Annotated in this window: 17 protein-coding genes and 1 pseudogene; 5 read left to right on the top strand and 13 right to left on the bottom strand. The window is 74.1% G+C overall.

Features of this window, described 5'->3' with window-relative positions; all coding sequences use genetic code 11:
- Nucleotides 1–209: 209 nt before the first annotated feature.
- The gene (locus DB32_RS15360; RefSeq protein WP_053233212.1) at nucleotides 210–899 is read left to right on the top strand and encodes a Dph6-related ATP pyrophosphatase; all 690 of its coding nucleotides are present in this window, start codon (nucleotides 210–212) and stop codon (nucleotides 897–899) included.
- On the opposite strand, the gene DB32_RS49075 is transcribed toward DB32_RS15360, so the two are convergent.
- Nucleotides 872–1,120, bottom strand: a complete 249-nt coding sequence (locus DB32_RS49075) for an excalibur calcium-binding domain-containing protein (RefSeq protein WP_053233211.1) — start codon at nucleotides 1,118–1,120, stop codon at nucleotides 872–874. The two genes, DB32_RS15360 and DB32_RS49075, sit on opposite strands and share 28 nt — an antisense overlap.
- A 20-nt stretch (nucleotides 1,121–1,140) precedes the next feature.
- A complete protein-coding gene (locus DB32_RS15350) occupies nucleotides 1,141–1,863 on the bottom strand; it encodes a sulfite exporter TauE/SafE family protein (protein ID WP_053233210.1) in 723 nt (240 codons plus the stop codon).
- 72 nt (nucleotides 1,864–1,935) lie between these two features.
- Between DB32_RS15350 and DB32_RS15345 the strand changes: the two genes are divergently transcribed.
- The 3 genes from DB32_RS15345 to DB32_RS15335 all read left to right on the top strand — a co-directional run bounded on the left by DB32_RS15345 (nucleotide 1,936) and on the right by DB32_RS15335 (nucleotide 4,989).
- On the top strand, nucleotides 1,936–2,766 hold the full coding sequence (locus DB32_RS15345) for a LysR family transcriptional regulator (protein ID WP_053233209.1): 831 nt from the start codon (nucleotides 1,936–1,938) through the stop codon (nucleotides 2,764–2,766).
- Nucleotides 2,767–2,863: 97 nt separating this feature from the next.
- Nucleotides 2,864–4,204 carry an FAD-binding oxidoreductase gene (locus DB32_RS15340; RefSeq protein WP_157069065.1) on the top strand — a complete coding sequence of 447 codons (1,341 nt, stop codon included), beginning with the start codon at nucleotides 2,864–2,866 and terminating at the stop codon, nucleotides 4,202–4,204.
- A gap of 17 nt (nucleotides 4,205–4,221) precedes the next feature.
- On the top strand, nucleotides 4,222–4,989 hold the full coding sequence (locus DB32_RS15335; protein WP_169791456.1) for an SDR family NAD(P)-dependent oxidoreductase: 768 nt from the start codon (nucleotides 4,222–4,224) through the stop codon (nucleotides 4,987–4,989).
- Between the two features lie 380 nt (nucleotides 4,990–5,369).
- On the opposite strand, the gene DB32_RS15330 is transcribed toward DB32_RS15335, so the two are convergent.
- The 11 genes and pseudogenes from DB32_RS15330 to DB32_RS15285 all read right to left on the bottom strand — a co-directional run bounded on the left by DB32_RS15330 (nucleotide 5,370) and on the right by DB32_RS15285 (nucleotide 23,687).
- On the bottom strand, nucleotides 5,370–13,163 hold the full coding sequence (locus tag DB32_RS15330; RefSeq protein WP_053233206.1) for a tetratricopeptide repeat protein: 7,794 nt from the start codon (nucleotides 13,161–13,163) through the stop codon (nucleotides 5,370–5,372).
- A 251-nt stretch (nucleotides 13,164–13,414) separates the two neighbouring features.
- A complete protein-coding gene (locus DB32_RS15325; protein ID WP_053233205.1) occupies nucleotides 13,415–14,620 on the bottom strand; it encodes a hybrid sensor histidine kinase/response regulator in 1,206 nt (401 codons plus the stop codon).
- A complete protein-coding gene (locus DB32_RS15320; RefSeq protein ID WP_053233204.1) occupies nucleotides 14,617–15,669 on the bottom strand; it encodes a chemotaxis protein CheB in 1,053 nt (350 codons plus the stop codon). The genes DB32_RS15325 and DB32_RS15320 overlap by 4 nt, the downstream gene beginning before the upstream one ends.
- Nucleotides 15,666–17,705: a hybrid sensor histidine kinase/response regulator gene (locus tag DB32_RS15315; RefSeq protein WP_053233203.1), complete on the bottom strand. Its 2,040-nt coding sequence runs from the start codon at nucleotides 17,703–17,705 to the stop codon at nucleotides 15,666–15,668. Before DB32_RS15315 ends, DB32_RS15320 begins: the two co-directional genes overlap by 4 nt.
- Before the next feature lie 3 nt (nucleotides 17,706–17,708).
- The gene (locus DB32_RS49535; RefSeq protein ID WP_240481206.1) at nucleotides 17,709–19,526 is read right to left on the bottom strand and encodes a methyl-accepting chemotaxis protein; all 1,818 of its coding nucleotides are present in this window, start codon (nucleotides 19,524–19,526) and stop codon (nucleotides 17,709–17,711) included.
- 8 nt (nucleotides 19,527–19,534) lie between these two features.
- A complete protein-coding gene (locus DB32_RS49530) occupies nucleotides 19,535–20,071 on the bottom strand; it encodes a chemotaxis protein CheW (protein ID WP_053233201.1) in 537 nt (178 codons plus the stop codon).
- Nucleotides 20,068–20,352 carry a hypothetical protein gene (locus tag DB32_RS49525; RefSeq protein WP_240481205.1) on the bottom strand — a complete coding sequence of 95 codons (285 nt, stop codon included), beginning with the start codon at nucleotides 20,350–20,352 and terminating at the stop codon, nucleotides 20,068–20,070. The genes DB32_RS49530 and DB32_RS49525 overlap by 4 nt, the downstream gene beginning before the upstream one ends.
- A 323-nt stretch (nucleotides 20,353–20,675) precedes the next feature.
- Nucleotides 20,676–21,395, bottom strand: a pseudogene (locus DB32_RS50260) (CheR family methyltransferase); the annotation flags it as partial.
- A gap of 29 nt (nucleotides 21,396–21,424) precedes the next feature.
- Nucleotides 21,425–21,898 carry a chemotaxis protein CheW gene (locus DB32_RS15295; RefSeq protein WP_083457403.1) on the bottom strand — a complete coding sequence of 158 codons (474 nt, stop codon included), beginning with the start codon at nucleotides 21,896–21,898 and terminating at the stop codon, nucleotides 21,425–21,427.
- An 83-nt stretch (nucleotides 21,899–21,981) separates the two neighbouring features.
- Nucleotides 21,982–23,058 (bottom strand): NAD-dependent epimerase/dehydratase family protein, encoded by a 1,077-nt coding sequence (locus tag DB32_RS15290; protein ID WP_053233198.1) that lies wholly within the window; start codon nucleotides 23,056–23,058, stop codon nucleotides 21,982–21,984.
- Nucleotides 23,055–23,687, bottom strand: coding sequence for an acetoacetate decarboxylase family protein (locus DB32_RS15285; protein ID WP_053233197.1), 633 nt, complete (start codon nucleotides 23,685–23,687; stop codon nucleotides 23,055–23,057). The genes DB32_RS15290 and DB32_RS15285 overlap by 4 nt, the downstream gene beginning before the upstream one ends.
- Before the next feature lie 68 nt (nucleotides 23,688–23,755).
- Here DB32_RS15285 and DB32_RS15280 point away from each other — a divergent pair, with 68 nt between their 5' ends.
- Entirely contained in the window at nucleotides 23,756–24,328 is a 573-nt protein-coding gene (locus DB32_RS15280; RefSeq protein WP_053233196.1) for a DnaJ domain-containing protein, read from the top strand.
- The last annotated feature ends 129 nt before the right edge of the window (nucleotides 24,329–24,457 follow it).

The raw sequence follows: 24,457 nt of genomic DNA, 5'->3' as shown, positions 1-24,457 counted from the left end.
GACGATAGGACCTGCGGGCGAGCCGATCGTCTGCCGGAGTGCTCGTCCCGCGGGGCCGGACGGGAGCGCGCGGAGCGCGCGGACGATAGGACCTGCGGGCGAGCCGATCGTCTGCCGGAGTGCTCGTCCCGCGGGGCCGGACGGGAGCGCGCGGAGCGCGCGGACGATACGACCTGCGGGCGAGCCGATCTTTCGACAGTCTTGCGCCCATGAGGCCGAAGGCATGGGTGAGCTGGTCGAGTGGCAAGGACGCCGCGTGGGCGCTGCACGTGGCGCAGGCTTCGGGTGAGCTCGACGTCGTCGGGCTGCTGACGACCACCAACGAGCACTTCGATCGCGTCGCGATGCACGGCGTGCGTCGTGATCTCCTGATCGCACAGGCCGAAGCCACGGGCCTTCCGGTGCACGTCGTTCCGCTGCCCTGGCCCTGCTCCAACGACGACTACGAGGCGCGCATGCGCGCCGCGCTCGACGTCGCGCGCAGCGCGGGCGTGACCCACGTGATCTTCGGCGATCTCTTCCTCGAGGACGTGCGCCGCTATCGCGAGAGCCGCCTCGCTGGCACCGGCATCACGCCGGTCTTCCCGCTCTGGGGCGTGCCCACCGCGCAGCTCGCGCGCGACATGGTGAGCGCGGGCGTGCGCGCGCACATCGTCACGCTCGATCCGCGCAAGGTGCCGCGCGAGCTCGCAGGGCGCGTGCTCGATCACGCGCTGCTCGACGCGCTGCCCGAGGGCGTCGATCCGTGCGGCGAGAACGGCGAGACCCACACGTTCGTGTCCGCGGGCCCGATGCTCCGGCGCGCGCTGCCGGTGCGCGCGGGCGAGGTCGTGGAGCGCGACGGATTCGTCTACGCCGATCTGATGCTCGATCAGGGCTCGCAGCCGATCCCGTCGTGATCGCGATCGAAGCGGTGCGGATCGGGATCGAGCACGCGGAAGCCGCGCTCCTCGACGTCGCCGCAGTCGAGATCGGGCGGCGCGGGCGGGATGCACACGTCGGGGTACGCGGGCTCGCACGCGTCCTGCGCGGGCACGCTCGACGTGACGCCGAGCGCGATCGAGAGCGCGAGCACGAGGTGTTTGCTCGTTCGCAGACCGATCACTGCGAAGTGCCGCATGCGCTCACGAGCCTATCCGATCAGCGCACGATCCCGATCACGGCCGCGATCAGCGACACCACCAGCACGAGGTGGGTGAGCCGCATGCACCACGCATCGCCGATGCGCGCGCGCATCCGACCGCCGAGCACGTTGCCCGCGAGGATGCCGCTGCCCAGCGCGAGCGAGACCGCGAGGGCGGCGCCACCGAACAAGCCCGCGAGCCCGTAGCCGGTGATGCGCCCGACGTGCATCGTCGCGGCGACCGCCGACGACGTCGCGATCAGCGCCTCGCCCGCGAGCCCACCCGCGACGAGCAGCGGCGACACCAGGATGCCCGCGCCCGATCCCGCGGCGACCATCCCCGCGCCGAACGCGAACGGCAGGTACGCGCGCGCCGAGGGCTTCCACTCGAGCATCCCGGCAGCGCGTGCGAGCGCGAGCGCGGTGACCATCACGAGCAGCACCTGGATCGCGACGTCGGGCAGGCGCGCCGAGACGAGCCCGCCGACGAGCGCGCCGGGGAGCGCGCCGACGAGGAACGTGATCGCCACGCCGCGATCGATCGCGTGGCGATAGAGCCACGAGCGGTGGAGGTTGCCGGCGAGCAGCGCGGGCGCGGTGGTCGCGAGCGCCGCGTGCGGCCCGAGCGCGAGCGACATCGTGACGACGAGCAGCACGCCGCCGCCCATGCCCGCGATCGTCGAGAGCGCGCCCGCGCCGATCCCTCCGAGCACCAGGAGAATCGCATCGAGAGTGTCCATCGACGCTCACGGTGGGCGTGAGCGGTCGATACATCCAATCGATAGATTCTGGGCTTACGATAAAGAACGCTGATGATCGACGAGCTCGCCCACTTCCTCCTGATCGCGGAGCACGGGACCTTCACCGAGGCCGCGCGGCACGCGCACCTCACGCAGCCCGCGCTCAGCGCGTCGATCCGACGGCTCGAGGAGCGCGTGGGCGCTCGACTGCTCTCGCGCGGACGACACGGCGCGACGCTGACCGCGTCGGGCACCGCGTTCCTGCCGCGCGCCCGCGCGACGATCGCGGCCTTCGAGGACGGTCGCCGCGCCGCGCGCGAGATCGAGGGGCTCGAGGCCGGCGAGGTGCGGCTCGGCGCGGGCGCGACGGTGTGCACGTACCTGTTGCCGCCGATCGTCGCCGCGTTCCGGCGCGCGCACCCGGGCATCACGTTCGTGCTGCGCGAGTCCACGACCGACGAGGCGCTCGACGGGCTCGCGCGCGGGCACCTCGATCTCGCGATCGTGACGACCAAGGGCGGCGAGCGCTGGATGACCGACGAGCTCGTGCTCATCGCCGCGCCCGGGACGTGCGATCCGCTGAGCGCGCCGTTCGTGACGTTCCGTCCGGGCGCGACCACGCGACAGCTCGTCGAGAAGAGCTTCCCCGACGCGCGCATCGTGATGGAGCTCGGATCGATCGCTGCGGTGAAGGAGAACGTGCGCGCCGGCGTGGGCGTCGCCCTCGTGAGCCGACACGCGGTCGAAGACGACGTCGCGCGCGGGCGCCTCGTGATCGTCGACGACCGGCGCACCCCGATCGCGCGGCCGCTGCGCATCGTGCACCGCGGGCTCGATCGCCTTCCTCCCGCGGCCGCCGCGCTCCGCGCGATGTTGCTCGAGCGCGTGCGCCGGAAGCGCTGACCGCTCACCTCACCGGACGGACGGCTCGCGCCCCACCCGCGTGCGCTCACGACCGCGTGCTGGACGGCGATACGGCGCAGCGCTAGTCCCGGTGCCGATGCGGAACGGCAACGGGAGCGGCGTCTCGATGATCGAGGGCTGGGGCGGGATCGGCGTGCCGGGGCGCGAGCTCCGCTCGGAGAACCTGGAGCGCGTGACCGAGCGCGCAGTGCTCAGCCGAGGCCTCGGTCGCTCGTACGGCGACAGCTCGCTCCCGCCTGCGAGCGTGGGCGAGGTCGTCAACACGACGCTCGCCGATCGGCTCCTCGCGTTCGACGAGGAGACGGGCCTGATGCGCGCCGAGGCGGGGCTCTCGCTGCTCGCGCTGAACCGCATCTTCCTGCCGCGCGGATGGTTCGTGCCGGTCACGCCGGGCACGCAGTTCGTCACGCTCGGCGGGATGGTCGCGAGCGACGTGCACGGCAAGGAGCACCACGTGCGTGGCTGCTTCGGCGAGCACGTCACGCGGCTCAAGATGCGCGTCGCGGACGGTCGCGTGCTGTGGTGCAGCGACGAGCAGCACCAGGATCTCTTCCGCGCGACGATCGGCGGCATGGGCCTCACCGGGCACATCCTCGAGGTCGAGGTGCGGATGATGCGCATCCCGACCGCGTGGATCCTCCAGGAGAGCCGCCGCGTCGACGACATCGACGAGTTCATCGCGCGCCTCAAGGACGCGTCGCATCGCCTGCCTGCGACGATGGGCTGGATCGACCTGCTGACGCGCGGGAAGAACATGGGCCGCGGCACGCTGATGGCGGGCGACTTCGCGTCGGCGGACGTCGCGCCGAAGCGCTTCCCGAAGCCGCTGCCGCGCGTGACGATGCCGTTCGAGCTGCCGTCGTGGACGGTGGATCGCTGGTCGGTCCGCGCGTTCAACACGGCGTACTACTGGAAGCACCTGCCGCGCGAGATGCACGGCATCGTGCACTGGGAGACGTTCTTCTATCCGCTCGACATGATCCGGCACTGGAACCGGATGTACGGCGCGCGCGGGTTCACCCAGTACCAGTGCGTGCTCCCGGACTCGGCGGGCCCGAGCGCGCCGCGTCGCCTCCTCGAGATCCTCACGTCCCGCGGCGGCGCGTCGATGCTCTGCGTGATCAAGAATTGCGGGCCCGAGGGCAAGGGCATCCTCTCGTTCCCGATGCCCGGCACGTCGATCGCGCTCGACATCCCGGTGCGCGACGACACGCAGCAGCTCGTGGACGCGCTCAACGAGTTCGTGCTGCGCGAGGGCGGGCGCATCTACCTGACGAAGGATCAGTTCACCCGCCCCGAGCACTTCCGCGCGATGGAGCCGCGCCTGCCGAAGTTCCAGGAGATCCGCGCGAAGTGGGATCCCGAGCAGCGCATCCGCAGCGCGCAGTCCGTTCGTCTGTTCGGCGACAAGCCCTGAAGGAACGAGAGATGGCGATGGATCAAGGAGCGCGCGGACCGAAGCGCGTCGTGGTGCTGGGCGCGACGAGCGGCATGGGGCGCGCGCTGGCGCGACGGATGGCGGCGCGTGGCGATCGACTGCACGTGCTCGGCATCGGCGACGACGAGCTCGCGCGCAGCGTGGCGGACCTCGAGATCCGCGCGGGCGTGCGCTCGGGATCGATCGGATGGTCGCGTTGTGATCTCGAGAAGCCGGAGACGTTCGCGGGCGCGCTCGAGGAGGCGGAGCGCAAGCTCGGCGGGCTCGACGTGGTGGTGGTGACCGCGGCGATGTTCGCGGCGCAGGCGGACCTCGAGAGCGATCCGAAGCTGACGCAGCGGCTCCTGACGATCGACTTCACGAACACCGTGCTGTTCTGCGAGGAAGCGAAGCGTCGTCTGCTCGCGCGCGGCGGCGGCACGCTGTGCGTGTTCAGCTCGGTCGCGGGCGAGCGCGGGCGCAAGCCGGTCGCGCTCTACGGCGCGGCGAAGGCGGGGCTCACGCGGTATCTCGAGGCGATGGATCACAAGCACCACGCCGAGGGGTTGCGCGTGGTGACGGTGAAGCCGGGCTTCGTGAAGACCGGGATGACGGCGGGGCTGAAGCCGCCGCCGTTCGCCGGTGAGCCCGAGGACGTCGCGGCGCGCGTGATGCGCGCGATCGATCGCGGCACGCCCGAGGTCTACGCGCCGGTGGCGTGGGGGCCGATCATGGGCGTGATCCGGCGCCTGCCGCGCTTCGTGATGCGGCGCGTCGGGTTCTGAGGATTCGGCGGCAGGGGCCGCGCGCGGGAGAGGCTTCGGCGAGGGGCGGGGGCTCGTGAGCATACGCGCTACGAATTCCGTAGCGCACGACACTCGAGCATCCGCGCTACGAATTCCGTAGCGCACGCACGCGAGCACGCGCGCTACGAATTCCGTAGCGCTTGCGAAGCGCACCACGCCGCTGAGCGTTCTCGAGACACGCCCAGCGATCGAAGGACGGACGCTCCCGAGCACCCGCGGCGGGAGACGGGCCCTCAGCGGCCGCCGGTCGCGAGCACCCCCCGCAGCGTACTTGCGTACGTGAGGAGGGAGCGCAGCGAGCGGTGGCCGATCAGGGCCCGTATCGCGCCGCGTCGTTCCCGGTGGCGCTCCGGCTCGTGTCAGCTCTCGCCGATGCCGCGGAGGAACTCTTCGGCTTCGTGGAGCTCGCCATCCTCGATGCGCGCGCGGCGCGCCCAGAGCACGGCCTTCTGGTGGTCACCCGCGCGATGCGCGATCTGCGCCTGACGCAGGAACGCGACGGCCTTGCTCATCGGGCCCGGCGTCTTCTGCAGCGTGACGACCTTGAGCGCGTTCATCGCCGTGCCGTCGTCGCCGAGCGCCATCGCGAGCTCCGCGAGCTCGGCCGCGATCGCGCCGTTCGTCTTGTCCGACTCGAGCGCGACCTTCAGCCACTCGAGCTGCGTCTGCTGATCGCCGCTGAGGCCGGCGATGCGCGCCATGCGCAGCTGCATCATCGCGAGCGCCGGCGAGCGACGGCGACGCGACGCGCCGATCGCGTTCTGCAGCAGCTCGACCGCTTCCGCGAGCGCGCCCGCGCCGATCATCGCGTCGGAGAGCACGACGACGACGTCCTGCTCGTCCTCCTTGATCGACAGCGCCTCGCGCAGCGGATCGATCGCGCGCGCCGGATCCTGCACCTCGTACACGAGGAGCTCACCTGCGCGGCGCAGCGCGGCCCAGCGCGCCTCCACGTCGCTCGTGCCCGCCGCGTCCGCGAGGAGAATCCCCGCGAGCTCGGCCCACGCCTGCGACTGCTCGTACATCGTGCGGAGCGCGTCGCGCACGCGCCCGTCACTCGGCTGATCGTGGTGCACACGCTCGAGGCCCGGACGCGCCTCGTGCGGCGCGCCGATGCGCGTCGCGGCGTCGGCGAGCGCGAGCACCGCCTCGACCTGGGCCTCGCCCTGCTCGATCTCGACGAGGCGCGCGCAGTGACGCACGACCTCCTCGAAGCGACCGTTCACGGTGTCGATCACGCGCAGCGTGCGCAGCGCTTCGAGATCGCTCGGCTCGCGATCCGCCCACTCCGCGAGCACGTCGCGCGAGCGCGCCGGATCGCCGTTCTCTTGGAGCACCGACGCGAGGCGCATCGTGAGCGGGCGCTCGGAGTCGCGATCGACCTCGCGACGACGGCGCTCGAGCGCGTCGATCAGCTCGGCGTACGTCGAGCGCGGATCGATCGTGTACGCCTCCTCGAGGTCCACGATCGCGCCGTCGCCCTCCCCGCTCTGCAGGCGCAGCGTGGCGCGCATGCGGAGCAGGTGAGCGCGCGACGCGTCCGCCTCGACGTGCGCCTCGAGCGCGCCGCCGACGTCGGCCGCGGCCTCGTCGGGGCGACCGCACGCGAGCAGCGCCGCGACGAGCTCTCCGAGCACCGTGAGGCTGCTCGGAGAGAGCTGCTGCGCCTGGCGCAGGATGTCGGCCGCGCGCTCGGGCATGTCGAGGCGCTGCGTGTAGAGCGTCGCGGCCTCGCGGAAGCGCGCGACCGCCGCGCTCGTGTCGCTGCGATGCGCGGCGTCGAACGCGATCGTATCGGCGAGCCCGGCGAGGTCGCCGCGATCCGAGTGCCACGCCTCGAGCCGCGCGCGCAGCGCGTCGCTCGACGGCATCGCGCGGAAGCCGAGGTCGAGCGCGCGACCCACGCCTTCGCCGTCCTCGAGCAGCGCGTAGACGTCGGCGAGCTCGAGCGCGAGCGTCGCCGCGCTCTCGCCGGTGCTGACCGCGAGCAGCCGCTCCATCAGCGCAGCGCGATCGTGCGAGTCGTCGCCCTCGCCGTGCAGCGTGAGCATCGCGCGCAGCAGCGGCGCGTCCTCGGGCGCCCACTCGAGGCCCTGGCGGTAGAGGTCGCGAGCATCCTCGCGACGTCCGGCGGACTCGAGCAGCCCGCCCATGCGCAGCGCGAGCGCCGCGATGGCGACGGTGTCCGAGCGATCACGCGCGCGATCGAGCTGACGCTGCAGCAGCTCCGCGAGCTCCTCGTGGCGCCCGTCGCGCTCGAAGAGATCCGCGAGGCGCTGCGCGGCGCCGAGGTGATCGGGATCCTCGTCGAGCACCGCGCGGAGCACGTCCACGCCGTCCTGCTCGGCGCTCACGATGTCGAGCAGGAACGCCGCGTGCGCCATGCGCAGCTCGTTGCGCGCGCTCGGGTCGAGCAGCGCGTCGAGCAGCGCGGCGATCGCGGCGTCGAAGCCCGCGCGGTCGCGCAGCTTGCCGTGCACCTCTGCGAGCGGGCCCCAGAGCGCGCGATCGTTGGGCTCGCTCTCGAGGAGCCGGCGATACGTCGCCGCCGCGAGCGCGAGGTCGCCCCCCGGCTGCGACGCGGCCTCCGCGACCTCGCGCCAGAGCGAGCGCGCGCGATCGACGTCGCCCGATTCCTCCGCCGCTTCCGCGGCGACGCGACGCCACTCGAGCGCGCCCGTCACGTCGCCCGCCTCGAGCCGGCGCGACGCGAGCGCGATCGGGATCCACAGCTGGCCTGCGAGGCCGTCCGCGCTCGCGCGCGCGACCTCGATGCCGCGCCGCAGGAGCGCCTCGGCACGCGCGCCGTCGATCGACGTCGCGACGTCGATGGCCTCGCGCACTTCCTCGATCGTCGCGCCTTCGCGCGCCGTCTTGATCTCGAGCATGTCGAGGAGCAGCGCGGCGTCACCGCTGCCGCGCGCCGCACGCTCGTACAGCACGAGCACGCCGTCGTGCGCCGGGAACGAGCGCGCCGCGGCGTTCAGGATGCGCGCGCCGCGCGCGTGATCGGGCCTCTTCGCGAGCGCCTCGGAGAGCGTCGCGATGCCGCTCTCGAGCGTCTCCGCCTCCGCGAGCTCGACCTCCGCGATGCGATAGAACGCCTCGACCTTCGCGTCCTCGGGGATCGAGTCCTCGGCGCCGAACGACGAGGTGTCGACGCCCGCCGCGACGAGCCGGCGCAGCACGCGGATCTCCTCGACGTGATCGCCGCGCGCCGACGCGACGCGCGCGAGCGCGCGCCATGCGTCGAGGGTGCGCGCGCCGAGATCCTCGACGCGCTGGTAGAGCTCGCTGGCCGTCGCGAGATCGCGCAGCTCGCGCTCCGTGACCTCGCCGAGCGTCATGAGGAGATCCGAGACGACCTCGGCGTCCTCCTTGCGGCGCATGCGATCCGCGAGGGCGCGCACGCGCTCGACGAAGCGGGTCACCTGGCCGGTGCGCGCCGCGAGATCGCGCGTCGCCTCGCTCGCGGCACGACCGGGCGCCAGCTCGAGCGCCTCGAGGCGCGAGCCGAGCGCGTCCTCGGGCTTGCCGAGCAGCTTCTCCTGGATCTCGGCGCGATCGACGAGCGTGCGCGCGCGGCTCGCGACGTCGGTCTCCGCGGCGATGCGCATGTCGATCGTGCGGAGCGCGAGATCGGTCGCGCCGCGCGCGACGAGGGTGCGCGTGAAGCGCGCCGCCTCGGCGGTCGACTGCGATGCCGTCTCGAACGCCGACTCGAGGAGCTCCTTCGCCTGCGCGTCCTGCTTGCGCTCGGTCGCGAGCCGCGAGAGCTCGTAGAGCACCTCGCTCACGCCGACCGAGAGCTCGTGGCCCTCGCTCGCCTGGCGCCGCACGAGGAGCAGCAGCGCGCGGTACGAGCGCTCGGCGCGATCGAGCTGGCCCGCCTCGCGCGCGAGATCGCCCGACATCTTGAGGATCCCGGGGTGCCCGAGGTCCATGCTCGACGCCTTGTCGAGCTGCTCGAGCGCCTGCTTGAGATCGCCCGCCGCGTGCGCGACCTGCGCGAGCTGGAAGTGCACCGCCGCGCGCTCGGGCGAGCGACGACGGCCGAACTCCGACGCGAGCTTCTCGAGGATCTCGCGCGCCTCGTCGAGGCGACCCGCGACGCGCAGGCCGGCGGCGAGCGTGCTGCGCAGCTCCTGATCGTCGGGCGCGAGCTGGACGCCGCGCTCCATGATCGGGATCGCGAGCTCGGGGCGGTCGAGGCGCTTGCGGTAGATCTCCGCGGCCTCGCGCACGAACGCGAGCTGCGTCGTCTCGTCGCTCACGTGGCCGACGCCGTCGCTGAGCAGCGCGGCGAGCTGCTCCCAGCTCTCGGCGCGACGATAGAGATCCGCGAGGCGCTCGCGCACGTCGCGCGCGCCGCGATCCTCGGAGAGCGCGCGCTCGAGCGCGTGCATCGCGCGATCGTTGCGGCCCGCGAGCAGACGCGCCTCGGCGAGGCGCAGCGCGAGCGGGATGCGCTCGGCGCCCTTCGCGTGCTCGAGGCGCTTCTCGAGCCACTCGCCCGCCTGCGCCGCCTCGTTGCGCTCGAGGTGCAAGCGCGCGAGCGCGTCGAGCGCATCGGTGGTCACGTCGAGCGCGACGACGCGGCGATGCGCGGAGATCGCGCGCTCCGCGTCCCGGAGGCGCTCCTCGGCGAGGCGCGCGACCATCGACCAGAGGCGCGCGCCACGCGGCGCGTCCGCCACCTCGACGTCGCGTGCCTGCGTCGTGAGCAGATCCGCGAGCTCCGCGCTCCGGCCCTTGCTCTCGAGCACCGACGCGACCTCGTCGATCGACGCGTCGTGACCGGGCTTCTCCGAGAGGTTCGCGCGCAGCATCTCGATGCGGCCGCCCTCGGCCTCGAGACGTCCGAGCAGGCGCGCGACGTCGAGACGCACCGCGAGGCGACGCTCCGCGGTCAGCGTGCCCTCGAGCTCGCGCTGGCGGAGCGCGAGGAGCTCGGGGATGCGCTTGCGCGCCTCGTACATCGCGGCGAGGCGATCGACGGTCTCGGCGTCCTCGAGCGACTCGTCGGCGATCGACTGGTAGAGGCGCATCGCGCGCGCCTCGTCGCCGAGCTTCTCGCGCGCGAGGTCACCGGCGCGACGGCGCATCGCACGCGACTCGGTCGCGGGGATCGGAAGGCGCGCGCCCTGCGCGAGGAGATCGATCGCGCCCTCGACGCGATCCGACTCGAGCTCGATCCGGATCAGCTCGTCGAGCGCCCAGACCGCCGTCTTGTCCGCGGGACGCTCGCCACGCGTGCGGTTGCCGCGCTCCCAGAGGCGCACCGACTCGCGATACAGCTTGCCGAGGATGTGCTTCGCGAGCGCGACGTCGCGCACCGGATCGAGCGCGATCTTCGCGGCGTCGTGCAGCGCGTCGAGATCGTCCTCGAGCTGCTCGGAGAGCGAGAGCAGCGTGTCGACGAGCGCGCGGCTCGGCTCGCGCCACTGGAGGCGCGCGAGCTCGCGCAGCGTGTCGGTGTGACCGGGCTCGTGCTTCAGCGCGCGCGCGAGCGCGGCCTCCGCCGACGAGAGATCACCGCGACGATCGCGGTGCCACACCGCGATGCGCGTCTCGATCGCGCGCCCGAGCTCGCCGAAGCGACGCTCGCCCGACGCCTCGAGCTCGCCCTGCACACGCGCCATCGCCGACGCGGTCTCGGTCGACAGCGCGTCCCACGCCACCGTCTGATCCGCGGCGGCCTCGATCTGCGTGACCAGCGCGTCGTCGATGCGGCGATGCGCGCGCACCGAGCCGACCAGCGCGGTCGCGACCGCGTCCCACGCGCCGAGCTGCGCGCCGAGGCGCACGACCTCTCGTGCCGTCGTCCCGTCCCGCGCGTCGCGCGTGAACGCGGCGAGCTGCTCCGAGAGCGCGCCCGGGGCGTCGCCGAGCTCCGACTCGAGCAGCGTGGCCGCGCGACGATGCAGGTGCGCGGCACGCGCCGCATCCGCGCTCACCGTGGGGATCGCCTCGCGCAGCGCGGAGACCACCTCGGCCCAGCCGCCCGACGCGCGGCCGAGGCGCATCAGCTCGCCCTCGAGGCCCTCGTCGTCGGGGACGAGCAGGAACGCGCGACGGATGGCGCGCATCGCGGCGAGCGCATCGCTGCGACGCGACTCCTCGAGCTCCGCCGCTTCGCGGAGCAGGCGCACGCGCACGCGATCGCCCGCTGCCGCTTCGATGCGGTGCTCGAGCAGACCGAGCAGCGCCTCGTGATCGTCGGTGCGCAGCGCGGCCTCGGCGAGGCCCTCGACCGCGCCCGCCTTCGCGACCGGGTCGGTGATCAGCGCCTGCAGGCCGGCGCGCGCGCCCTCGTGGCGCGGCTCGAGCTTGAGCGCCTGGTGGTAGCCCTGCGCGGCGCGCGCGCTGTCCGCGAGGTGCTCGCGGCGCACGTCGGCGAGGCGCACCACGATGTCGGCGGCGCGCGCTTCGTCGCGGCGCACCGCGCGCTCGAGCATCGCGGCCATCTCCTCCCAGCGCGACTCCGCGGTGAAGAGCCGGAACAGCGCGTCGACGGTCTCGACGTCCTCGCCGAAGCGCGACTGCACCTCGAGCCAGGTCTCGATGGCGCCCGCGCGATCGCCGACGCGTTCCGCCTGCACGCCCGCGAGCCGCACGAGATCGGCGCGCTGCAGCGGGCCGGGCACCGGCGACGCGGCGCGCAGGCGCAGCGTCTCGATCAGCGGCTGCCAGCGCTCCTCGCGCTCGAGGATCCCGATGCGCGCGTCGAGCGCCTCGAGGTCCTGCGCGTCCGCGTCGAGACGCGCCTGCCAGAGCGCGAGCGCGCGATCCGATGCGCCGAGCTCCTCCGCGAGGCGCGCGGCCTGCCCGATCACGCGACGGCGCTCCGACGCGTCGTTCTCGAGCTTCGCGAGCTGCTCGAGGACGTCGAGGCGATCGCGCGCGCGCTCCGCGTCATCGAGCAGCGCGACGAGGCGACGCGCGGCGGTGCGCTGGAACGACTCGCTCGCGTCGGCGTCGCCGAGCACGCGGCGATAGAGCGGCTCGGCCGTCTCGCGATCGCCGACCGCCATGCCGCGCACGTCGCCCGCTTCGAGGAGCAGCGTCATGCGCCGCGCGGGCTCGTACGCCGCCTCCGCCGCGGCGACGAGCGCGTCGGCGTGGCGCTCGTGCGCGCCGGTCGACGCCGCGAGCTGACGCAGCCGCTGCTCGGCGTCCTCCGCACCGGGATCGAGGAGGAGCAGCGAGGCCCAGTGGCCCATCGAGCTGCTCTCGTCACCGCGCGTCGCGGTGCGCTCGCCGAGCTCGCGGTGGATCGCGATCTTCTCGTCGCGGGTGCCGAAGCCGAGCGCGATGGAGAGGATGCGCTCGACCTCCGCGTCCTTGCCGTCGCTCTCGTAGCGCTCGCGGAGCAGCGCGAGCGCGCCACGGCGCACGTCGGCGCTCGCGCTCTCGAGGATCAGCACGCGCTCGAGCAGCGCGACGGCGTGCGCGATCGAGTGGCCTCCTTCGATCAGCGCGCGCGACTCCGCGAGCGTCGCGGCCGCGTCGCCGAGGTGATCGAGGAACGTCGTCGCGATGCGCTCGCGGAGGGAGGCGGCGTCGTCGGCGCCGCCCTCGATGCGCTTGCGCCACAGGCCGATCAGCTCCTGCCAGCGCGCCTGCCGCTCGAGGAGGCGCTCGAGCGAGGCGACCAGCTGCGCGTCGCCGGGGCGGAGCGCGAGCAGCTGCGTCTGGTAGTCGATCGCGCGGTCGGGCTGTCCCGCGAAGTCCTTCGCGAGCTGCGAGGCCTCCTCGAGGAGCTGCGTGCGCCGCCAGTCCTCGGACGCCGCGGCGAGCGCGCGATCGTAGAGGCCGAGGAGGTCGGTCCAGCGCTCGCGCACCGTGAGCACGACGGTCGCGCGCTGCAGCGCCCAGTCCGCGCCGGGGTCGAGCGAGAGCACGCGCGTGAGCACGTCGACGAGGTGCGGCGACTCCTCGCCGAACCACTCTTCGTGGAAGCCGACCGCGCGACGTCCGAGCCGCTCGGCGACGTCCGCCGGAAGCGTGCGCCCGAGCGCTTCGCGATACAGCGCACCGACCTCGTCGGGCCTCTGGAGCGACTCGGCGAGCTCCTCGAGCTCGTCCCAACGCCCTTCGTCCTCCGGCGCCGCGCTCGCGGCCGCGAGCGCCTCCTCGAGTCGCGGATCCATCTCGGCAGTCACAGAGGCCTCCCCGTTCTCAACGCAGCCGTCGCGACGACGACGCGGCAGATCGTCGTCGGAAACGCGCGAAAACGGCGTTTCGCGGCGAGGATATCAAGGTCGGCAGCGCGGATGATCCGCTTTTCTTCGTGACGCGCGCGCAGGCCTTGCGATCGGTGGTCGCGGGTGTGTCTCGACGCGGTGCGTCAGCGACGCGCACACCCCCTCGATGTCGTCGTGTGCTCGAAGCACACGACCGATCAGCGCGCGAGCGGGAGCGTGAACCAGAAGCGCGAGCCCTGCGGCTCGCGACGCGCGGCGCCGATGCGGCCGCCCTGCAGGTCCACGAGGCGACGGCAGATGTAGAGGCCGAGCCCCACGCCCTTCGCGACGCGCTCGCTGCCCGGCGCGCGCACGTAGCGACCGAAGAGCCGCTCGCTGACGCCGTCGGGGATGCCGATGCCCTCGTCCTCCACCTCGACGAGCGCCTGTCCGTCGGCGACCGAGACGCGCACGTCGACGCGACCGCCGTTGGGCGAGTACTTGATCGCGTTCGACAGGAGGTTCGCGAGGATCTGCTCCACGCGCGCCGCGTCGAACACCGCTTCGATCGCGTCGGGCGCGTGCACGTCGACGGGATGGCGCGCGGACACCACCGAGAAGCGGCTCGCGACCTCGCGCGCGAGCGCGCCGAGGTCGCCGACGCGCGGGGTCACGCGGATCGCGCCCGACTCGATGCGCGCGACGTCGAGCAGGTCGTCGACGATGGCGCTCATCGCGCGGACGTTGCGCGCGACGAGCTCGGCGAGCGGCGGCAGCGGCGCGCGCCCGCTCACCGACGACGACGTCATCTGTCCCGCGGCCTCGAGCCCGGCGCGCAGCGAGAGCACGTTGAGCGGCGTGCGGAGCTCGTGCGCGACGACGCCGATCATCTCGTCCTGCTGGCCCTTCGCGTGCTCGAGGCGCTCGCGGCTCGCGGCGAGCTCCGCGTGGCGCGCCGCCGCGTCCTCGAGCGCGCACGTGAGCACGCCGAGGATGGTCTCGCGCGACGCACGGATCGGCAGCGTGCGACCGTGGATCTCGATCGAGCCGAGCGGCGCCTCGCGCTGCGCGAGCACGCGACGTACGCGATCGACGAGCACCGCGTCCTCGAACGGCTTGCCGACGTAGCCGTCGGCGCCGGCCGCGAGCGCGCGCAGCACGTCGTCGGGATCGGTGAGCGACGTCATCAGCACGATCGGGACCGACGCGGTGCGCGGATCGTCGCGGAGCGCGAGGCAGAGCTCCCAGCCGTCGAGCTCGGGCATGAGCACGTCGCTCACGACCACGTCGGGCGGATCTTCGAGGGCGGCCTGGAGCCCTTCGGCGCCGTCGTGGCGCACCGTCACCCGCATGCCCGCGCGCTCGAGCGCGCTCTGGAACCGGCGCGCCTGGGTGCGACTGTCCTCGACCAGAAGGACCTTCACGGCTCGCCTCCTCGCTTGTCCACGATCCACTGCGCGATCGCGCGCAGCGAGAGCACCTCGTTGGCGGCGCCGCACGCGATGGTCGCCCGCGGCATCCCGAACACCACCGAGCTCGCCTCGTCCTGCGCGACGATCTCGCCGCCGCGATCGCGCAGCGCGCGCGCTCCCGCGGCTCCGTCGTCGCCCATCCCCGTGAGCACCACGCCGCCGGCATCGGGCCCGAGCGCGCGCGCGAGCGAGCTCAGCATCCACGTGCCCGAGGGTCGGAAGAAGCCGACCGGTGGCTCGTCGCTGATCGCGATGCGCGCGTCCGCGGTGAGACCGATGTGGCGATCCTCGGGCGCGACGTAGACGTGCCCGGGCTCGACCCGCTCGCCGGCGCCACCGACCGACACAGGATGGCCGCTCCCGGCGAGCCAGCGCGCGAGCCCGTCGGAGAACCCCTTCGCGAGGTGCTGCACGACGAGCAGCGGCGGGAACCCGCGCCGGGGCAGCTGCTCGAGCACCGACGAGAGCGCGGCAGGGCCCCCGGCCGACGCGACGATCCCGATCACGCGCGCGCTCCTTCGCAGCGTGCGGACGCGCGAGACCGGCGCGTCGTGCGACGTCGCTCCGCGCGAGGGGTGCGCGTTCGCCGCGGAGCGCACGAGCGACAGGAAGCTGTCGCGCCGGAACGAGCGCGCGGCGTCGGACGGCGGTGGAGGCGGATCGACGATCGCGAGCGCGCCCGCGCGGATCGCCTCGAGCGCGACGCTCGCGTCCGAGGGATCGACGACTTGCGAGACCAGCACGATCGGCGTCGGGCGGCTCGCCATCAGCGCGCGCGTCGCTTGGTATCCGTCCACCTCGGGCATGACGACGTCCATCACGACGACGTCGGGCGCGAGGCGCCCGACGGCCTCGACGAGGTGCAGCGCGGAGTCGAGCTCGCCGACCACGCGGAGCCGCGGATCCGACGCGACGGTACGCCGCAGCGAGGCCCGCACGGTCGGCGAGTCGTGGACGATCAGCACCCGCGTGGGCGGCGTGCTCGGCGGCGGCAGCGTCAAAGCAGATCCTCCAGGGTCGCCAGCAGGCGCTCTCGGTCGAAGTCCCTCTTGAGCACGTAGGCGCTCGCGCCCAACTCCAACGCGCGCCGTCGATCGGTCTCGCGGTCGACCGCGGTCACCACGACGACCGGGAGCGAGCGGGTGCGCGGCAGCGCGCGGATGCGCTCGAGGAGCTCGAGGCCGTCGAGGAGCGGCATCTCGAGATCGGTCACGACCGCGTCGAAGCGCTGTTCTGCGAGCACGTCGAGCGCCTCGCGACCGTCGCCCGCGACGACGACCGCGTAGCCCGCGGACTCGAGGAGCGCGCGCTGCAGCGCACGCGTGGTGATCGAGTCGTCCACGACGAGCACGCGGCGCACGGCGCTCGGCGCGACCTCCGGCGCGGCGGGCATCGGCAACGCGAGGCGCGCCAGCGCGTCGACGTCCGCGAGCAGCGCGACGCGCCCGCCTTCGAGCACCGCCGTGCCGCTCACCCCCGCGACGCGGCGCACGCGACCGCCGAGGGCGCGCGCGACCACCTCGATCTCCCCGACGAGCGCGTCGACGCCGAGCGCGACACGCCGCATGCCCGCCGACACCACGAGCCACGAGAGCCCCTCGGCGCCGTCGACGTCGCCGAGCCCGAGCGTCGCGTCGAGGCGGGCCATCGCGATCGGCGCGCGCGCGTCCGGCAGGTGGAGGCGACCCTCGATCGTGATCGTCTCGGAGGGCGCGACGTGGCGCACCCGCTCGACGCTCGTGGACGGGATCAGCACGTCGACGTGCCGCACGCGCGCGTGCACGACCCGCAGCGCGCCCGACGAGAGCGGCACGTGCATGCGCACGCGCGTGCCGTGTCCGCGCTGCGTCTCGACGTGCACGCGGCCGTGCAGGCGCCGCACGCGATCGCGCACCACGTCGAGCCCGATGCCGCGCCCCGAGATCGGACCGGCATCGGCGCGCGTGCTGAGCCCGGGCTCGAAGAGGAGCGAGAGCGGGTCGGCCGCGAGCGTGCTCGCGTCGGCGATCCCGAGCTGCTTGGCGCGCGCGAGGACCGCGTCCACATCGATCCCAGCGCCGTCGTCGGTGACGTCGACCTGCACCTCGCCCGCGACGATCGCGGCATCGATCGCGATCCGTCCCGCGCTCGGCTTGCCGCCGCGACGGCGCTCCGCAGGCGCTTCGATGCCGTGATCGACTGCGTTGCGCACGAGGTGCAGGAGCGGCTCGCGCAGCTCGTCGCGCGTCCGGCGATCGAGCTCGACCTCGCCGCCCGAGAACGCGACCGAGACCTCCTTGCCGAGCGTGGCCGCGGCCTCGATCGCGGCGCGCTCGAGCCCGGCCGCGAGCCCCACGAAGGGCGCGATGCGCACGGCGCGCAGCTCCGCGGAGAGCGCGCCCACCGCGCGGTCGAGCACCGCGCTCGAGCTCCGCGCCTCGCGCAGCGCCGCCTCGGCGAGCGCGAGCGCCTCCCGGGCCGCCGACGTCGCGCCGCGCGCCTGCCGACGCGCGTCGTCGCGCTCTTCGGTGCTCGAGGGCTCGGCCCCCGTCGCGAGCGGCTCCACGAGCGCGCGCAGCGCGTCGAGCGATCCGCGCAGCTGCTCGAGGCGATCGAGCGAGCGCGCCTCGAGCAGCGACGAGCCCAGATCGTCGGCGGCGGCCAGCAGCGCGTCGACGCGGGTGCTCGCGATGCGCACCGTGTCGCCGTCGGACGGCGCCGGCTCGAGCGTCTGCACCGCGTCCTCGCGCTCCGGCGCGCGCTGCCCCGAGATCGCGGCGAGGCGCTCGCGCAGCGCAGGCAGGGCCCCGCGCGCGATGGTCGCGATCGACGCGGGGTCGGCGGCGCTCGCGGCGACGCGCGCCTCGGCGTCGGCGCAAGCGCGCTCCACCGCGCCCTCCCCGACGGCGTGCGCCGCGCCCTTCAGCGTGTGGAACGCGCGCCGGATCTCGAGCGCTGCGCGCGCGTCACCGCGCCCGAGCCGCTCGAGCGAGACGTCGATTGCGCCGAGCACGTCCTCGAGCTCGTCGCGGAAGATCGCCAGCAGCTCGTCGCTCATCGATCACGTCCGGTACTGCGCGACGGCGCTGCGCAGCCGATCGCTGAGCGAGCCGAGATCGCGCGCCGCGCGCTCCGTCTGGCGCGTCGCCTCGACGGATTGCGTGGCCGCCTGGTTGATCGAGTGCATCGCCTGCGCGATCTGCGACACGCCCGTGACCTGCTGCTGCGCGGTCGTCGCGATCTGCTGACCCGCCGCCGCCGACTCCGCGATCACGCTCGCGAGCTGCTCGATGCGCTGCCCCGCCTCGCGCACCGTGCGCATCGCCTCGGTCGCGGCCTTGCCGCCCTGCTCGGTCACGAGCACCGCCTGCGTCGTCGACTTCTCGATCTCCGCGAGGATCCCGCGCACCTGCACCGTCGCGCGCTTGCTCTGCTCGGCGAGGCTCCGCACCTCCTGCGCGACCACCGCGAAGCTGCGCCCGTGCTCGCCCGCGCGCGCCGCCTCGATCGCGGCGTTGAGCGCGAGCAGGTTGCTCTGCTCCGCGAGATCTCCGACCGCGCCGACGATCTGCCCGACGCGCTGCGCCTGCTCGGAGAGCCCGAGGATGCGCTCGGCGATCGCCGACATCTGCGCCTGGACGCGCTCCATCGCGGTGATGCTGCCGTCGACCGCGATGCGCCCGGCGTCCGACGCGTCGACGCTGCGGCGCGCGCCTTCGGCGACGTCGCGCGCACGATCCGACGAGGTGCGCGACGTCTGCGTGAGCTCGTCGACGGTCGAGACCGTCTCCGTCACCGCGGCCGCCGCTTCGGCGGCGCTCGCGCTCTGCTCCTGCGCGGTCGCCATCAGCTCCGCGGTCGCGCTCGAGAGCGCGCCCACCGCGTCGGTGACGCCGCCCGTCATGCGCCGCAGCGCGTCGCCCATCGTCGCGAGATCGCGCCCGAGCGCCGCGAGCTCCCCCTCGCCCACGACCTCGACCTTCTGCGTCAGATCGCCGCGCGCGATGCCCCCGACGAAGCTGCCGTAGCGCGCGACGGCGCGCGCCAGCGCTTCTTTCTCCTCGCGCTGCGCGCGCGTGCTCGCCTGCTCCGACTCGACCTTCCGCTCGATCGTCCCGGCCATCGTGTCGAACGCCGACGCCAGATCCGCGATCTCGTCGGAGCCGCGCACGTTCGAGCGCCGCGACAAGTCGCCGGAGGTCACCGCGCGCGCCGCCGACGCGACCTCCCGCACGCGCCGCGCGATGTCGTTGCTCACCAGGAGGCCGAGCACGATCGCGACCAGCGCCAGGACGATCGCCGCCGCGAACGTGACCGTGCGCGAGGTCTGGAGCGTCTCGCCGGCCTCGTCGTAGCGCTCGGTCGCCAGCGCGGCCGTGTCCTCGACGAGGCGCTCGAGATCCTCGATCGCGCGCAAGTAGTGTGGCGAGACCTCACGCAGCATCAGCGCGATCGCCGTCGGCGTGTCCTGCGCCCGGCTCGCGGGCAGGAACACGTTCGCGCGCGCGTCGCGCCACGAGTCGATCGCCTGGCGAATCCGGGGCAGGCGATCGCGCAGCGGGCTTCCCTCGAGCGCCCGGTCGAGGTCGCGCAGCGCGTCGTCGAGCTCGCGATCGAACTCGTTCATCTGCCGCTCGATGTCGGCGAGCTCCACCGGCGACTCCGTCGCCGCGTGCATGAAGTGCCGCGAGCGGACGCGCTCCGCGAGCATCGACGCGCGCCCCGCGGCGCGCATCGCCTCGAGGCCTCGCACGCGCAGCTGCACGAGCGTCTCCGTGAGCTGCGTGTCGCGGTACACGCCGTACGCCGCGAGCGCGAGCGTGCACGCCATCACGACCCCGAACGCCCCCAGGATCTTCGTCCCGACCGTCCCACGCATCACGCCGTTCACCTTCGAGCTGCGCGCGGTCCGACGTCGATCGTCAGCCGCGGACTGGAGAGCAATGCGGGCACGTCGAGGACCAGCCGTCCGTCCTCGGTCGTGCCGCGAACCAGCGCGCGCGACGCCGCCGCCATCGTGTCCGGCGGCGGGCGCAGCGCGTCGTCTTCGGGCAGATCGTCGTCGCCGAGCGCGTCCACTGCGAGCGCGGGCTCGCCCGGCGCGTCGAGCACGATCACGCGGCTCGTCTCGGGCAGCTGCGAGAGCGGCAGGCCGAGCAGCACGCGCAGGTGGAACACGGGAATCGCGCGGCCACGGCGCGCGGTGAGGCCCGCGACGTGCGGCTCGGCGAACGGGATCGGCGTCAGGTGCGCGAGCGGCGCGACCGCGCGCGCGACCTGCGCAGGGAGCAGCACGCGATCGGTGCCGACCACGAGCAAGAGCGCGGCGCGACGCGCGCGCACCAGCGGCGCCGCGGGACGCGCGATCTCGAGCGCACGGCGCGCGAGCTCCGCGGCGAGCGTGTCGTCGATCTCGTCGCTCACCTCGCGGCCTCCACGTCGAGCTGGCGCTCGAGCCCGTCGAGCAACGCGAGCAACGTCGCGCGGGTCGCCTCCGGCAGCAGATCGATGCTCGCGTCGGGCGGCAGCAGCGCGAGCGCCCGACGCGCACGACGCACGTGGTGCCGTGCGCGCGCTGCGTCGCCGAGCCGTACGTGCGCGCGCGCCGCGACGATCGCCGCATCGATGCGCGAGGGATCGAGCACCAGCGCACGCTCCGCGGCGCGCGCGGCGTCCTCCCACCGATCGGCGCTCTCCAGCAGCATCGCGCGCAGCGCGAGCGGTCGCGCGTCGGCATCGAGCCGCGAGAGCCGCGCGAGCGCCCCGTCGACGTCGCCGCGATCGGCGAGCGCGATCGCCTGCTCGACGGCGTCGGTCGGCGGCTCGGGCGGCGCGACGGGCGCGGGCGACGGGACACGACGCGCCGGCGGCGGCGGGGCGCGGGCGGTCGCACCACCGGCGCCGTCCGTGCGCTCTCGACGCGCTCCGCCGGGCTCGGCGCGACCTCACCCGCCCGCGGCCGAACCAGCACGTTGCCGCCGAGCTCGGCGCGCGCCCAGCTCGCGATCTCGCGCGGAAGGAGCGGCTCCGCGCCCCCGAGCACGAGCGCGCCGCCCTCCTCGAGCGATCCCGCGAGCTCGAGCAGCACACGCTGTGCGAGCTCGGGCTCGAGGTACATCAGCACGTTGCGACAGAACACGACGTCCCATCGCCCGCGCGGCATCACCGCGCCGCTCGCGAGATCGACGAGGTTGAGCCGCTCGAACCCGACGACGCCACGCAGCGAGTCGTGCACGCGGTAGCCGTCGCCGGCGCGCTCGAGCCAGCGATCGCGCAGATCGTCGGGCACGTGACGCAGGCTCCAGCTCCGGTACACCCCGGTGCGCGCCCGCGCGAGCGCGAGCGGATCGAGATCGGTGCCGAGCACCTCCACGCGCGACGCGCTCGCGCCGGGCACCGAGAGCGCCATCGCCGCGAGCGACCACGTCTCCTCGCCCGACGCGCACGCGCACGACCAGATGCGCGCGCGACCGCGCGCTGCGAGCGCCTCGGGCACGAACCGATCGCGCACCATCGCGACGCGCGGAAGGTCGCGGAAGAACCACGTCTCGCCGACGACCGCCGCCGAGAGCAGCGCGTCGATCGCCTCACGGTTCCCGCCCGCCGCGCGCGCGACCAGCGCGATCGCGTCCTCCGCCCCGACGGCGCTCGCGGCGCGCTGGGCCGCGTCCGCGAGGCGCGGCTCGAGCGCTTCGTCGAAGACGAGCCCCGCCTCGCGCGCGAGGATCTGCTGCAGCGCGACGCGCATCGCGGGCTCGAGGCGAGGACGCTGCACGATCACGCCTCGCCCTCGCGTGCTTCGAGCGCCGCCCTCAGCTGCGCGACCTCGGCCTCGTCGAGCAGCGCGCCGGGATCGACCAGCAGCGCCGCGCCGTCGTCCCCGAGCGTCACGCCCGCGATGCGCGCCGTCGGCAGGTCCGACGCGATCACGACGTCGTCGGGCAACGCTCCCACGCCGCGCACCTCGTCGACGACCAGCGCGAGCCGCGGGGTGCCCTCCACCACGACGAACGGATCCCATCGCCGCGTGGGCGCGTCGGCGCCGAAGCGCTCGCGCAGATCGATCACGACCGCAGCGGCGCCGCGATGATCGATCACCCCGCGCGCGCCCAGCGGCGCGCCCGGCAGCGGCACGAGCGCGACGCGCGGGATCACCTCGAGGACGCGCGCGGCGTGGATCCGCACCGCCCACCGTGCGACGCGGGCCTCGAGCACGACGCTCGGCCCCAACGCGGTGGAAGCTCCCTGCATGCGTTCGTCCCACGGCGCGAGCGCCCCGGGGGACCGAGCCCACCTAGACCCCCATCGGTGCCGCTCCAACCCGGGACGTGCGTTCAGGGCGCAGGCAGCCAGCGCTCCCGCACGTACCACTCGAGCGTCGCGCGCAGCCCCTCGCGCGCATCGGGCCAGCGCGGCGACCAACCGAGCCCGCGGAGCGCGCTCGTGTCGTAGACGTGATCCGCGCGCCAGTAGTCGTACGCGTCGACGTCGATGCGCGGCGTGAGCGCGTGCTCGAGCCCACGCTCGCCGACCAGCGCCTCCCAGCGTCGCGCGAGGGACGCGTTGGTGCGCGCGAGGCGCGCGCTCGCGAGGCGCCCCGCGATCTGCATCGCGCGTGCGCGCAGCGGCGTGACGCGCACCGGCGCGCGCTCCTCGAGACCGTAGAAGCGCTCGATGGTCCGCGCGACGTCGCTCCACGTGACGGGCGTCGCGTCGGCGACGTGGAACGCGCGATCGAGCACGTCCTCGTCGCGCGTCGCGCGCTCGTCGCACAGCAGCGCGCACGCCGACGCGACGTCCTCGACGTGCACGTGCGTCATCCGCGTCTCGCTGCGCAGAGAGCGGTGCCCGCGCCCGCTCGCCGCCGCGAGCGCGATCGTCGACGCCATCGCGGCGAGCCCGTAGCGCCCGTGGGGCCCGTAGATCCCGCTCGGCCGCGCGATCACGAGCGGCAGCCCCGACGCGCGCGCGATCGCGCCGACCGCGTCCTCGCCCGCGTGCTTGCTGCGCTCGTACGCGCTCTCCGGGCGTCGCCGCGCATCTTCGCGGACCGGCGCGACGCGCGGCCGCCCGTACACCGTCACGCTCGAGACGTGCACGAAGCGCCGGACTCGCGCGATCACCGCCGCGTCCGCGACGCGTCGCGCGACGGCGACGTTCGCGCGTCGCAGCGCGTCCTCGCGCGCCGCGAGATCGAAGAGCCCCGCGACGTGCACCACGTGCGTCGCGCCCGCGAAGAGCGGCTCCAGCGGATCGCACGAGAGATCGACGTGCACGCGCGCGTCGGCGTCGGGCAGCGCGACGCCGGGGCGATCCGTCGCGCGCACCCGCATCCCACGATCGCGCAGCGCGCGCACGACGTGGCGCCCGAGGAACCCGCCCGCCCCGTCGACCACCACGAGCCGCGTCACGTCGCGACTCGCTTCGGCGGGTGCATCGTGATCGCGAAGTCGACGAGCGCAGCGCCCGCGCCGCGCACGCGCGTCGCGCCGCCCCAGCCCGACCACGCCTCGAGCCCGCGCGCCTCGCGCACCCGCAGATGCGCCGAGCGCACCTTCGCGCGCCCGCTGCCTCGGAAGCGCACCAGCGCGTCGCCCGCGTCCTGCACCGTCGCGACGTCGTTCGGCGCGCGCACCGCCGGACCGCGCAGCGCGACGTCGAGCACCAGGCGCGCCCCGTCCTCCGTCTCGACGCGCACCTCGCGCTCGCCCCACTCGAAGCGCGCGATCTGCTTCGGCAGCGCCCACAGCTCGCGCCCGCCTCGCAGCGACGCCTCGGAGTCGACGTACATCTTCTCGACGAAGTACCCGCTCGCCGCGCGTCGCGCGCGCACGAAGCACGGCATCCACACGAGCTCGCGGTACGTGAGCGGCGAAGGTGCGACGTACTCCACGATCCCGAGCAGCCCGATCGCGCGCCCGCCCACGAGCCGCGGCACGAACCCCTCGGGAAGCCGCAGCGACTCCGCGCGCACCAGGAACGGCTGGAAGATCGCCCGTCCGTGGGTGTGCCACGGCGCCTCCGGATAGTGCGGCTCCATGCCCGTCATGTGTACCGATTGCGCGCGCGCCCGGGAACCTCCTGCCCGCGCCCGTTGTCGACGACGGCGTGAGCCGTCCTCGACCCACCCCACCCCGCGCGTTCGATCCCCACCGCATCCTCGGCGTCCGCGACGACGCGACCCCCGACGAGATCCGTCGTGCGTTCCGCGCGGCCGCGCTCCGCCACCACCCCGATCGCAACCCCGGCGATCCGAGCGCAGCGCGCCGCTTCCGCGACGCACGTGCCGCGTACGAGGCGCTGATGCGCACGCACGAGCGCGCGCCGCGCGAGCGCGTCCGCGTCGATCGTCCTCTGCGCGTCCGCTGCGTCCTCGTCGGCGTCGATCTCGTCGGCGTGATCCCCGAAGCGCTGCGCGAGCCCGGCCGCTGGATCGCGCTCGAGCTGCTCGCGGCGCGCACCTGCCCCGCGTGCCTCGGCGAAGGCGGCGAGCACGTCGCGCGCGGCTTCTTCCGCAGCGAGCACGTCGAGTGCGGCGCGTGCGACGGAGTCGGCCTCGTGCGCGTCGAGCGCAAGCTGCGCGTGCGCGTGCCGGTCGTCCCCGCGAAAGCGCTGCGCCTGCGCGGCCGCGGCGTCGCGATCGGCGCCCAGCGCGGCGATGCGATCCTCGAGATCGCCTGAGCCGACGCGTCCAGATCCCGGACGCAGAGCGTGCAGAAGAGCCCGATCACGCTCTCTCTGCACCGCGCAACACCATAGAACCATTGATCAATTCGCCGCCACACCGCGCCACGCGGGTGGCCGCCGGCT

The sequence above is a fragment of the Sandaracinus amylolyticus genome, assembly GCF_000737325.1.
In the GTDB taxonomy this organism is placed as follows: domain Bacteria; phylum Myxococcota_A; class Polyangia; order Polyangiales; family Sandaracinaceae; genus Sandaracinus; species Sandaracinus amylolyticus.
Note: the sequence above shows the minus strand (reverse complement) of the source record. Positions and strands in the feature narration are given on the sequence as shown.